Raw genomic sequence first — 12,404 nt, forward strand, 5'->3', positions numbered from 1 at the left:
AAAGGCCCTGAAAAACCGATGCAGATCAGTTCGCTATCGACCCGCCTGAAAGATCGGATCGTGCCGGTTCTGACCGGGCCTCCGGTGCTGGCCTTTTTGCCGGCAATCACACTGGGCGCCTTCTGGCTTTGGGGCGAAACCGCGCTGTTGCTAACGGCGCTGGGGCTGCCGCTTCTGTTTGCCTTTGCGGGGGCCCTGGGCAAATGGCCGGTTGAGAGGCGCGGGCCGCGCGATGCGGTTACCGGGCTGATGCTGCAGGACAGCTTTCTTACCGCCGCCGAAGATGTTTGCGCCGAGACGGCCAGGAATGGCCTGAAATCAACATGCTTTCTGGTCGAGCTTGACGATTACGCCGATCATGTCAGTCGGCTGGGCCAGGGGGCAGCCGATCACATAGTGCAGCGATGCGGCGAGCGGGTTCAGTCCGTGCTGCGTGACAGGGACCTGGTTGCGCGTATGGGCGACAACCGCTTTGCGATCTGCCTCGCGCCGGTGCCGCATCTTGATCTGGAACTGTCAATCCAACTGGCGGGACGCCTGCAGGAGGCGGTCGAAAACCCGATCTCGCTGGATGGATCAACCGTCTATGTCGGTTGCTCCATCGGGTTCTGTCAATTCAGCCGGTTCGATGGCGACAGCGCCAAAGACTGGCTCGACGCCGCCGATCTGGCGCTGGAAGAGGCGCAACAGGCCGGGCCATCCGCGATCCGCGCGTTCTCTCCGCAGACACGCCGACGCCGAGGCACCAAACCGCTGCGCGATGAGATCGGGTCCGCGCTGGACAACGGCCAGATCCAGCCCTGGTTTCAGCCACAAATCTCGACCGAGACCGGACATGTCGTGGGCTTCGAGGCGCTTGCGCGTTGGTCGCATCCGCTGCGTGGCAATCTGGGCACGGACGTGTTTCTGCCCCTGATCGCACAGGCGGGGCTTTTGGACCGTCTGGGGCAAGTCATGCTCTACCATTCGCTGACCGCGCTCAAGGCCTGGGACAGCGCCGATGTCCGGGTTCCGAGCGTCGGTGTGAATTTCACCGCCGAAGAACTGCGCAACCCCGCACTTGTCCAGCGCATCCAGTGGGAACTGGACCGTTTTGGTCTGACCGCCGACCGTTTGGCCGTCGAAGTGTTGGAAAATGTTTTCACGGATACGGCCGATGATACGGTCACCCGCAACATCGCCGGTCTGGGACAGCTGGGCTGCAAGATCGATCTGGATGATTTCGGCACCGGTCACGCCTCTATCGCAGCCATCCGCCGGTTCGCGATCACCCGCATCAAGATCGATCGCTCCTTTGTTGCAAAAGCCGATCGCGACGCTGAACAGCAACGCATGATCGGCGCCATCCTGACCATGGCTGAACGTCTGGAACTGGAAACCCTCGCCGAAGGTGTCGAGACCGTTGGCGAGCACGCCCTGCTGGCGCAGCTGGGTTGCGATCACGTGCAGGGCTTCGGCATCGGCAGACCGATGCCCTTCGACCAGACGCTGGACTGGATCTCGGCCCATGAGGCCAAAGTGCAGGACGCGCCGCGGATCAGCCGCAAAACCGGCTGACCCAACCGATCTGCCGTTGCGATTTGACCGCGCAGGCCGCAGTTTCAGGGCGATTCCGCTTGACCTTTGGTGCTGCACTCTGTTGAACCCACCGGTGACTTTTCCTGCATATGGTGGCGGTCCCCGATGGACGATCAGAACAAGAACCTCATTCTCGCAACGGCGCTCAGTTTTCTGGTGATCCTCGTCTGGCTCGTGGTGTTTCCGCCCCCCGAGCAGACCACCCCAACCGAAGAGACGACCCTCACCGCCCCGGAAAGCGATGTTGCAGCGGCTCCGACCGCCGCAGATACCGGCGCGATCAACACCGAAATCGTGGCCGAACCTGAATCGCCCGAAGCCCCGCGGATCGACATTGATACCCCGCGCCTGTCCGGCTCGGTCTCGCTCAAAGGGGGCCGGATCGATGAGCTGTCGCTGAAAGATTACCGCGTCTCGCTCCAGCCCGATGCGGATGTCGTCAAGCTGCTGTCCCCTTCGGGCTCGGAATCGGCCTACTATGCGCTTTACGGCTGGGCCCCCGGCGCGGGCCTTGCCGGTGATCAGGTTCCGGGTGCCGCCACCGACTGGCAGCTTGCCGAGGGCGAGGTGCTGAGCCCCGACAGCCCGATCACCCTGAGCTGGGACAATGGCACTGGCCTGATCTTCAAACGCACCATCGCGATTGACGAGAACTACATGTTCACCGTCACGCAATCTGTCGAAAACACCACCGGTGCCGAGGTCAAGCTGGCCCCCTATGGAGTCCTCGCACGCCACGGCACAGGCGAGGATGCTGACCTGCCCGGGCTCAAGAATTTCTTCATCCTGCATGAGGGCGCCATCAGCATGACCGATGGCAGCCTGGCCGAGATCGACTATTCCGACATGCGCGATTTTCCGGTCGAACCGAATGAGCGCGCGCAGGCCGAGGTGTTCCAGATCCAGCAGGATGGATGGATCGGCTTTACCGATCACTACTGGATGACAACGCTGATCCCCGAACCGGGCAGCGCGTTCAAGGCCGCCGCCAAATATGACGACCGACGCAAGATCTATCAGACCGAAACCGTGCTGCCGACGCTGACCGTGGCACCGGGCGAGACCGCCCAGGTGCAGACCCAGCTGTTTGCCGGTGCCAAAGAATGGGAAACCATCCGCGAATACCAGCGCGAAGGTGTGCTGAAATTCATCGACAGCATCGACTGGGGCTGGTTCTTTTTCCTGACCAAACCGATCTTCTGGCTGCTGCACAACATCAATGTGCTGATTGGCAATATGGGCTGGTCGATCATCGGCCTGACCCTGATCATCAAGGCGATCCTGTTCCCGCTGGCGTACAAATCCTACGTCTCGATGGCCAAGATGAAGGAACTCCAGCCGCAGATGGAGGCCCTGAAAGAGGCCGCCGGCGATGACCGCCAGAAGATGCAGCAGGGCATGATGGAGCTCTATAAGAAGGAAAAGGTGAACCCGGCTGCGGGCTGTCTGCCGATCCTGTTGCAGATCCCGATCTTTTTCTCGCTCTACAAGGTGATCTTCGTCACCATCGAATTGCGCCAAGCCCCCTGGTTCGGCCCGTTCCGCGACCTGAGCGCGCCGGACCCGACCTCGATCTATAACTTCTTTGGCTGGCTGCCTTGGGCCGGGCCGCAGCCGGAATCAATCATGGCGCTGATCTTCATCGGTATCCTGCCGCTGCTTTTGGGTATCTCCATGTGGCTGCAGCAGAAACTGAACCCGGCACCCACCGACCCGACGCAGGCGATGATCTTTGCCTGGATGCCCTGGGTGTTCATGTTCATGCTGGGCAGCTTTGCCAGCGGGCTGGTGGTTTACTGGATCGCCAACAACACGATCACCTTCATCCAGCAATATGCGATCATGCGCAGCCAGGGCTACAAACCGGATGTGTTTGGCAACATTAAATCCGGCTTCAAGCGCAAACCCAAGGCTGACGAGAAGTGACGGCAACGATCCAAAGCCTCTGGCGGCACCCGATCAAGGCGCATGGCCGTGAGTCTTTGGATGAGGTGGCTCTGATCGCCGGGCAATGTCTGCCCGGCGACCGCGTTTGGGCGGTTGCCCATGAGGCCGCCAGGGTCGATGGCACCGAATGGGTCAAATGCGGAAATTTCACCCGCGCCGCAGGGTCGCCGCAATTGATGGCGATCTCGGCCCGCACAGAGGGCGACAGGCTGGTTATGATGCATCCCGACCGGCCCGACCTGCGCTTTGACCCCGAAGCAGACGAGGCCGCGTTTCTGGACTGGGTTAGACCGCTGATGCCAGACGGCCGCGCCGCGCCTACCCGTATCATCCGGGTGCCCGGCGTTGGCATGACCGACAGCAGTTGGCCCTCTCTTACGCTGTGCAATATGGCGACCCACCGGGCGGTGGAACAAAAGTTGGGGCACGAGTTGTCGATCCATCGCTGGCGCGGCAATATCTGGTTTGATGGCTTTCCCGACTGGGCCGAGTTCGACTGGATCGGCCAGCAGGTCAAAATCGGCGAAGCGATCCTGCAAGTGCGCGAGCGCACAACCCGCTGCCTGGCGACAACCGTGAACCCGGATACCGGCGAGCGCGACGCTGATACGTTGGGTACGTTGGAACAGAACTGGGGCCACAAGGATTTCAGCGTCAAAGCCGAGGTGATCCAGGGCGGGCAGGTCCGTGTCGGCGATAAGTTGGAATTGCTATGAACGCACTTCCCTTTCCCTTGGCGGATGACCCTGACCCGCAGACGCAAGAACGTGGGCGCAAGCTGTTTGCCGGCCAGTCGGAATTCGTGAAAGGCGTGGTCGCCATGTCCGGCCTGCCGCCCGCCGACCGGATCGAGGTCTGCTTTGCCGGGCGCTCGAATGTGGGCAAGTCCAGCCTGATCAACGCGCTAACCGGCACCAAGGGGCTGGCGCGCGCCTCCAACACGCCGGGCCGCACGCAGGAGATCAACTTTTTCACGCAAGGGCCGGAGCTCTATCTCGTGGACTTGCCGGGTTATGGCTATGCCAATGCGCCGCTGCCGGTGGTCGAGAAATGGCAGCGCCTGCTGAAACAATATCTCAGCGGGCGCCAGACCCTGCGCCGTGCCTTCGTGCTGATCGACGCGCGCCATGGGGTCAAACCGGTCGATGCCGAGATCATGAAGCTGCTGGACACCAGCGCCGTGACCTTTCAATGCGTGCTGACCAAAGCCGACAAGGTCAAGGCAAAGGACCGCGCGCGCGTGCTGGATCAGGTCCGCGCCGCCTTGGCGAGACACCCCGCCGCCTACCCGGAAATCGTTTTGACCTCGTCCGAGAAGGGCGATGGCATCCCGGTTCTGCGGTCGATCATCGCCACGCTGGAATGAAGCTGCGGCTGGTCATATGCCTGACCCTGATCGCGCTCGCGCTGAGCAGCGCCATTCCGCAGGGCTGGATGCCCGCAGGCAGTGGCGAAAAGATGTTGCTGGTGCTGTGCGTCGGTGACGAGACGGTCGAGCGCTGGGTTGACCTCGACGGCAGTGACCCTCTGCATGACGAGACGGACGAGCGGATGCCCTGCGCCTATGGCGCGCTGCACACTGCCGAACTGGCGCCGGACACCCGTCCGGTGATCCTTCTGACCTCAACGCAGAGCGAGCGCTGGAGCCACGCCGATTTCACCCATCGCAGCGCCGGATTTCATGCGCGCTACGATGCCAGGGGGCCGCCCCTCACTCTCTGATATCCAAAACGAGACCTTCTGAAAGCCCCGCGCCGCATGGCGATGGGGGCCGTTTGATATCGAAAGAGACATGGCAATGGACACCCCCTATACGGCCGAGAGCGGCCAAAGCACACTTGCGCAAAAATTCTATTTCGCCGCATGGCGATGGCACTTCTATGCGGGGATATTTGTGATCCCCTTCCTCATCACTCTGGCGGTGACCGGGTTGATGATGATGTTTATCACCCAGTTCGACGGGCGCGACGGCGAGAAGATCGCGGTCGCGGTTCAGGGCGAGACGCTGGCCGTCTCAGAACAGGCTGAGGCCGCGTTGGCTCAGGTGCCGGGCAGCGTCGTGGAATGGATCGGCCCCAAGGCGGACGATCTGGCCACCGTTTTTCGGGTCAAGACCGATGCGGGTCAACTAATGGTGGCGGTCGATCCCTATACGGGTTCGGTGATCGAGACCTGGGACCGCCGTGCCGGATGGTACGACCTGGCCGACAACATCCACTCGACACTGCTGATCGGTGATACCGGGGACCGGCTGATTGAGATCGCCGCCGGACTGGCGCTGGTTTTGGTACTGACCGGGCTCTACCTGTGGTGGCCGCACGGCAATGCGCATGCTGCCTTTGTCCCAAACCTCAAGGCACGCGGTCGCGCGCTGTGGAAATCGCTGCATGCGGTGGTCGGGTTCTGGATGTCGCTTCTGCTGGTAGTATTCCTGATCTCCGGCCTGTCCTGGGCCGGTGTCTGGGGCGGTATGCTTGTGCAGGCTTGGAGCAGCTTTCCCGCCGAGAAGTGGGACAACGTCCCACTCTCCGATGACACCCATGCCAGCATGAACCATGGCAATCAGAACGACGTGCCCTGGGCGCTGGAACAGACACCGATGCCCGCTTCAGGCTCTGATATGGGTGCAGAGGGCATTCCTGCTGGTGCTGCGGTGACCATCGATAGTGTTGTCGCGCTTGGCCTGTCGCTGGGCATGGAAAACCGGTTCCGCGTTGCCTATCCTGGCGGTGATACGGGCGTCTGGACCCTCAACCGCGACAGCATGAGCGGGGATTCGACCGACCCGATGGTGGACCGTACCATTCATGTGGACCAATACACCGGCAAGATTCTCGCCGATGTGCGGTTCGAGGATTATTCGCTCATGGGCAAAAGCATGGCGGTCAGCGTGCCGTTCCACATGGGGCTGCTGGGCACCTGGAACTTTGTCCTGAACGCGGTGTTCTGTCTTTCGGTGATCTTCATCTGCGTCTCGGGCATTGTCATGTGGGTCAAGCGGCGCCCCGCGCGCGCAGGCCGTCTTGCAGCGCCACCAGTGCCAGCAGAGCTGCCCTTCTGGAAGGGCGCGGTGTTTATCGGGTTGTTTACCTCGATGGCCTTCCCGCTGGTCGGTTTGACCCTGTTGGTCGTGCTGGCCTTCGATCTGCTGGTGCTGGGCAACATTCCGGCGATGAAACGCGCGCTAAGCTAAACACTTGCGCCACGCCGCCCTTTGCGGTGGCGCGGCGTGTTTTGTCCCATCCGGTCTTGGCAGTTTTGGCGAAACCTCCTAACAGGGGGTCAGAGGATCATTGCCATGAAGAAACAGAAGATGAACCGCGATTGGATTGCCACCGCCGCCACCCTGTCCAGCGCGCTGCCTTATCTGCAGCGCTATGACGGGGCCATCGTTGTCATCAAGCTGGGCGGCAACGCCATGGGCAGCGACGAAGCGATGGAGAGCTTTGCGCGCGACGTGGTGTTGCTGCGCCATGTGGGTGTGAATCCGGTTGTGGTACATGGCGGCGGACCAATGATCAACGCCATGCTGGACAAGCTGGAGATTCAGTCCGAGTTCGTGAACGGCAAACGCGTCACCGATGCCGCAACGGTCGAAGTGGTCGAGATGGTGCTCTCCGGTGTGGTCAACAAGCGCATCGTGCAGGCGATCAACGATCAGGGCGGCACGGCGGTGGGCCTGTCAGGCAAGGACGCGCATCTGATGCAATGCGAGCAGACCGATGCCTCGCTGGGTTTCGTGGGAACGCCCGCCAGGATGAATCCCAAGCTGCTGCATGACCTCTTTGCCAATGATGTGATCCCCGTGATTGCGCCGCTGGGCTCCGGCCCCGAGGGAGAAACCTTCAACGTCAATGGCGACACGGCGGCCGGGGCGGTCGCCTCGGCGCTCAAGGCCGACCGGCTGCTGTTGCTGACCGATGTGTCCGGCGTGAAGAATGCCGCTGGTGATGTCGTAACTGAGCTGAAAGCGGGCCAGATTCGCGAAATGACCCGCGAGGGCACCATCGCGGGCGGCATGATCCCCAAAACCGAAACCGCGTTGGACGCACTGCACAATGGCGTGCGGGCCGCGGTCATTCTGGACGGGCGCGCACCCAACGCCGTGCTGCTCGAACTGTTCACCGAGCACGGCGCCGGATCGCTGATCCGCCCGGATTGATGGACCAGCCCGCGCTGCACCAGATCGAGGCATTGGCCGCCGAACGCGGCCTGATCGTGATGGGAGCCTTTCACCCGAGGCAGGTCTACGGGCCTGAGCATGGTACAGGCACGCTGGTTCTGCTAGGTACGGGGCCCGAGTTCTGGTCGGTCTTCTCGCACGCGACCGAATATCGCGACGGTCATCCACATGCGGTTGACCGCTGGTCGCAGCGTGTCGTCGGAGGGCTTGCGCGGCACCTGGATGTCTCTTGCAGTTTTCCCTTCGGCGGGCCGCCTTATGAGCCTTTCATAGACTGGGCGCTGAAATCGGGGCGGTGCTGGCAAAGCCCGGTAGGGATGTTGGTGCATGACAAAGTCGGGCTGATGATCTCGTTCCGGGGGGCGCTGCATCTGGACGCAGCAATACCGCTTCCTGCCCCTCCGGTCTCTGCGCCCTGCGCGACCTGCGAGGCGCCCTGCACAGTGGCCTGTCCGGTGGGCGCCCTAAGCGCAGAAGCGCCCTATGATCTGGCCGCCTGTCACGGTTTTCTCGACACCGACGCAGGCACCGCCTGCATGACCCAGGGATGCGCCGCGCGCCGCGCCTGCCCCGTCAGCGCCGGAGCCGGTCGCACCGACGCGCAATCCGCCCTGCATATGAGAGCTTTTCATTCCACATGACACGCACCCTCATCCTGACCCGCCATGCGAAATCCAGCTGGGATCATCCCGCCCTCGACGATCATTCGCGCCCGCTCAACAAGCGCGGGCGCGCATCGGCGAAGGCGATCGGGGGCTGGCTGTCCGACAAGCACTATCTGCCCGACGCCGTGCTGAGTTCGGATTCGATCCGAACGCGCGAAACCTGGGACCGCATGGGGCTGACCGCCACACAAACGGTCTTTACCCGCGATCTCTACCACGCCCATGCGCAGGGGATGATGCATGCGCTGAACCAGGCAAGGCGGCAGTGCGTTTTGATGTTAGGTCACAATCCCGGTATCGCGCATTTTGCGGAACAACTGGTGAAGGCCCCGCCACCCCATGACCGGTTCTTTGACTACCCCACCTGCGCGACCACGGTAATCGCCTTTGCGGTGGAGGATTGGGCGGATGTCACCTGGCAGGAGGGCACGGTTCTGGACTTCGTCATTCCGCGCGAGTTGCTGGAATAGAAAAGGCGGGGCCAAACCCCGCCTCGTCTTACGTTCAGGAAGGGTCTACCCCAACTCAGTGCCCGAGGATCTGGCTCAGGAACAGTTTGGTCCGCTCGCTCTGCGGGTTGTTGAAGAACTCTTCGGGTTCGTTCTGTTCCACAATCTGACCCGCATCCATGAAGATCACGCGGTTGGCGACCTGACGGGCAAAGCCCATCTCGTGGGTGACGCACAGCATGGTCATGCCTTCCTCGGCCAGTTCGATCATGGTGTCGAGCACCTCTTTGATCATCTCCGGGTCGAGCGCTGATGTGGGCTCATCAAACAGCATGATCCGCGGCATCATGCAGAGCGAGCGTGCGATGGCCACCCGTTGCTGCTGACCGCCCGAAAGCTGGCCAGGATACTTGTCGGCCTGCTCTGGGATCTTCACTTTGGTCAGGAAATGCATCGCCCGCTCCTCTGCCTCTTTGCGGGGCGTCTTACGCACCCAGATGGGCGCGAGCGTGCAGTTTTCCAGAATGGTCAGGTGCGGGAACAGGTTGAAGTGCTGGAACACCATGCCAACCTCGGACCGGATCTTGTCAATGTTCTTGAGGTCATTGGACAGTTCCGTGCCATCCACCACGATCTTGCCCTGCTGGTGCTCCTCCAGCGCGTTCAGGCAACGGATCAGGGTGGACTTGCCGGACCCCGACGGCCCCGCGATCACGATCCGCTCGCCCTGATTGACGGTCAGATTGATGTCACGCAGCACGTGGAAGGACCCGTACCACTTGTTCATGCCGGTAATTTCGATGGCGACCTCGTCGCTCACCTGCATTTTGGTGCGGTCGATTTCGCGTTCGATTGCAAGTTCAGACATTGGGCCCTCCTTAACGATGGCCGGTTTGGAGCTTACGCTCCAGATACATGGAGTAGCGGGACATGCCGAAGCAGACCACGAAGAACAGGAAGCCGATAAAGGCGAAGAGTTCCCAGTAGATGCCGTTCCATGCCGTGTCGGCACGGATGGCGCTGGACAGGCCGATCACATCGAACAGGCCGATGATCGAGACCAGCGTGGTGTCCTTGAAGATGCCGATGAAGGTCGACACGATCCCGGGGATCGAAATCTTCAGCGCCTGTGGCATGATGATCAGCCGCTGCGCCTGCCAGTAGTTGAGGCCAAGCGAATCCGCCCCCTCATACTGACCCCGCGGCAGAGCGGCGAGGCCGCCCCGGATCACCTCGGCCATATAGGCGGCCGAGAACAGGGTCATCATGATCATCACCCGCAGGATGATGTCAAAATTCGTGCCTGGCGGCAGGAACAGGTTCAGCAGAAGCGAGGCCACGAACAGGAGTGTGATCAGCGGAACGCCCCGGATGAACTCGATGAAGCCGACGCAGAGGTATTTGACGATCAACAAGTCCGATTGACGACCCAGCGCCAGCACGATGCCCAATGGCAACGAACAGCCGATTGCAACAACGCCCAGCAGAAGCGCCAGCATGTAACCGCCAAATTCCCGGCTTTCGACCGAAGCGATGCCAATGGGGATAATCGAATTGATTGCACCTGCGACCGGGCCAGCCAGGAACAGCCACCAGAGCACCGGTAGCAGAAATGCAGCGATCAGCGCAGTCAATCCCCCTGCGATAGGCAGCAGAAACCGGTATGCCAAGTATCCGATGCCAAATCCGGCAGCTGCCATAAGCGGCCCCCAGATCGACCCGCCCCACATCAGCCAGACCAACAGGAACGGATAGGCCGCTGTCAGATAGAGCAGTTTCGACGAGACCTTTTCGGCATACAAAATCGGACTGAGCGCCACAAGAAGCAGCACGAGCGCCAGGATCGGTCGCCAATAGAGTTCAGGCGGGTAGAAGCCGAACAGCATCTGCTGCCACCGCTCATTGATCACGGCCCAGCAGGCGTGCCCATGTGTGGTGCCCCATGTCGCCATCATGATCTCACGACATTCGGTCAGCGAGTTGGCATTCCAGACCGAGAGGAAAGTCCAGGACAGGATGTTCGACAGCACGTAGTAGACGAACACTACACAGACCACGGTCAGGATCGAATTGATCCAGGTCGAGAACAGATTCTCGCGCAGCCATCCCAGCACGCCAACGGTTGATCCCGGCGGCGCCTGTTCCGGCAGCATTTCGGTGCGGACAAAACTTTGATTGCTCATATCACCGCTCCACCAGTTTGACGCGTTCGTTGTACCAGTTCATCACCGCCGAAATGCTCAGAGAGATGGCGAGATAGACCAGCATCAGCAGCAGAACGCATTCCAGCTCGCGACCGGTCTGGTTCATGGTAATCCCGCCCAACGTGCCGGTGATGTCCATATAACCGACCGCGATGGCCAGGGATGAGTTCTTGGTCAGGTTCAGATAGTTCGAGATCATCGGCGGAATGATCACCCGCAGCGCCTGTGGCAGGATCACCAGCCGCATGATCCGCCCCTGACGCAGCCCCAGCGCCGCGGCGGCCTCGGTCTGGCCATGGCTGATGGCAAGGATGCCGCCGCGCACGATCTCGGCGATGAAGGCCGCCGTGTAAAGCGACAGGGCCAGCCAGAGCGCGATCAAGGAGTTCCGCAGATGGGTGCCGCCGGTGAAGTTGAACCCTTTGAGTTCGGGGTACCCAAGGTGAAAGCCCAGCGCGACCAGCAGGATCAGCATCGGCACAAAGATAAGGCCAAGCAGGATGTGCCAGATCTTGGGCCGATCGCCGGTCTGCTCCTGGGTCTTGTTGGCCCAGGCGGTGACCTTGCGCATCGCAAAGATGCTGCCTGCCAGAACGATGATGATCGCGATCAGATCAAGCGACACATCAAAGCGCATCGCGCTTTCGCCAAAGAAATGGATATCCCCCAGAGAGCGTGAGAACAGCGCCTCGGGGATGTAGACACCGCGATTGGTGACAGCGACCGTGTTGAACAGATCCATGGTCGCGGTGGGGTTTTCGCCCCGGAATGCCCTTGGTGCGGGAAGGCTTTCGATCAGGATGGCCATCGCAAACACGATCCACAGAAGGACCGGCACGTTGCGGAACATCTCGACATAGACGGTCATGATCTTGGCGACCAGCCAGTTCGATGACAGGCGCAACACACCTACTAGGACACCCACAATAGTGGCTGTAATACAACCCAAAACAGCCACTACCAGCGTATTAAGCAGGCCGATGAAGGCAGCGCGCAGGTGGCTGTCGCGGGAATCATATTCCAGCAGCCGTTGGTTAATGTCATAGCTGGCGGGTTCGCTGAAGAACCCAAATTCGACCGGTTTGCCTAGCGCTTCGAGGTTCTGGATCGTGTTGCTGAGCAGCCATGCCGCCAGCAGCATGAAGCCCATTAACGCAACGACCTGAATCGTGGCTGACCGATAACGCGTATCATAAAGGAGCATGGACAGCCGAAAATGCTCCTTCGGCGGGTCAGTGAGTGTTGTCATGACCTATGGTTTCCCCGTAACAATCCGGTCCTGAATTCGACGGGGTTTGCCCCCGCTCGCAAATACCGGGTTTGTTGTTTGTGAAAATGAAAAAGGGCGCAGGATGTCCTGCGCCCTTTTTGCGGCTTC

Annotated in this window: 12 protein-coding genes; 9 read left to right on the forward strand and 3 right to left on the reverse strand. The window is 60.9% G+C overall.

The window, feature by feature from the left end; all coding sequences use genetic code 11:
- The first annotated feature begins 18 nt into the window (after positions 1-18).
- From Q5Y75_RS23275 to Q5Y75_RS23315, 9 genes are all read left to right on the forward strand, one after another.
- A complete protein-coding gene (locus tag Q5Y75_RS23275) occupies positions 19-1,557 on the forward strand; it encodes a putative bifunctional diguanylate cyclase/phosphodiesterase (RefSeq protein ID WP_306202019.1) in 1,539 nt (512 codons plus the stop codon).
- Between the two features lie 126 nt (positions 1,558-1,683).
- Positions 1,684-3,504 carry a membrane protein insertase YidC gene (gene yidC, locus Q5Y75_RS23280; protein WP_306202020.1) on the forward strand — a complete coding sequence of 607 codons (1,821 nt, stop codon included), beginning with the start codon at positions 1,684-1,686 and terminating at the stop codon, positions 3,502-3,504.
- The gene (locus Q5Y75_RS23285; RefSeq protein ID WP_306202022.1) at positions 3,501-4,241 is read left to right on the forward strand and encodes an MOSC domain-containing protein; all 741 of its coding nucleotides are present in this window, start codon (positions 3,501-3,503) and stop codon (positions 4,239-4,241) included. Before yidC ends, Q5Y75_RS23285 begins: the two co-directional genes overlap by 4 nt.
- Positions 4,238-4,891: a ribosome biogenesis GTP-binding protein YihA/YsxC gene (gene yihA / locus Q5Y75_RS23290; protein ID WP_306202024.1), complete on the forward strand. Its 654-nt coding sequence runs from the start codon at positions 4,238-4,240 to the stop codon at positions 4,889-4,891. The genes Q5Y75_RS23285 and yihA overlap by 4 nt, the downstream gene beginning before the upstream one ends.
- On the forward strand, positions 4,888-5,247 hold the full coding sequence (locus Q5Y75_RS23295) for a DUF2946 domain-containing protein (protein ID WP_306202026.1): 360 nt from the start codon (positions 4,888-4,890) through the stop codon (positions 5,245-5,247). Before yihA ends, Q5Y75_RS23295 begins: the two co-directional genes overlap by 4 nt.
- A 70-nt stretch (positions 5,248-5,317) precedes the next feature.
- Positions 5,318-6,718, forward strand: coding sequence for a PepSY-associated TM helix domain-containing protein (locus Q5Y75_RS23300; protein ID WP_306202028.1), 1,401 nt, complete (start codon positions 5,318-5,320; stop codon positions 6,716-6,718).
- A gap of 105 nt (positions 6,719-6,823) precedes the next feature.
- The gene (gene argB, locus Q5Y75_RS23305; RefSeq protein WP_306202030.1) at positions 6,824-7,687 is read left to right on the forward strand and encodes an acetylglutamate kinase; all 864 of its coding nucleotides are present in this window, start codon (positions 6,824-6,826) and stop codon (positions 7,685-7,687) included.
- Complete coding sequence (locus tag Q5Y75_RS23310; protein ID WP_306202032.1) at positions 7,687-8,349, forward strand: ferredoxin; 663 nt, start codon at positions 7,687-7,689, stop codon at positions 8,347-8,349. Before argB ends, Q5Y75_RS23310 begins: the two co-directional genes overlap by 1 nt.
- Positions 8,346-8,843 carry a SixA phosphatase family protein gene (locus Q5Y75_RS23315; RefSeq protein WP_306202034.1) on the forward strand — a complete coding sequence of 166 codons (498 nt, stop codon included), beginning with the start codon at positions 8,346-8,348 and terminating at the stop codon, positions 8,841-8,843. The genes Q5Y75_RS23310 and Q5Y75_RS23315 overlap by 4 nt, the downstream gene beginning before the upstream one ends.
- A gap of 55 nt (positions 8,844-8,898) precedes the next feature.
- Here Q5Y75_RS23315 and Q5Y75_RS23320 read toward each other — a convergent pair whose 3' ends face one another.
- Genes Q5Y75_RS23320 through Q5Y75_RS23330 form a run of 3 tightly spaced genes read right to left on the reverse strand, consistent with a single transcriptional unit; the run spans position 8,899 to position 12,275 of the window.
- The gene (locus Q5Y75_RS23320; protein WP_306202036.1) at positions 8,899-9,690 is read right to left on the reverse strand and encodes an amino acid ABC transporter ATP-binding protein; all 792 of its coding nucleotides are present in this window, start codon (positions 9,688-9,690) and stop codon (positions 8,899-8,901) included.
- A 10-nt stretch (positions 9,691-9,700) separates the two neighbouring features.
- Entirely contained in the window at positions 9,701-11,005 is a 1,305-nt protein-coding gene (locus tag Q5Y75_RS23325; protein WP_306202038.1) for an amino acid ABC transporter permease, read from the reverse strand.
- Between the two features lies 1 nt (position 11,006).
- A complete protein-coding gene (locus Q5Y75_RS23330) occupies positions 11,007-12,275 on the reverse strand; it encodes an amino acid ABC transporter permease (protein WP_306202040.1) in 1,269 nt (422 codons plus the stop codon).
- Between the last annotated feature and the right edge of the window lie 129 nt (positions 12,276-12,404).

This window comes from Ruegeria discodermiae (genome assembly GCF_030758345.1).
Taxonomy (GTDB): domain Bacteria; phylum Pseudomonadota; class Alphaproteobacteria; order Rhodobacterales; family Rhodobacteraceae; genus Ruegeria_C.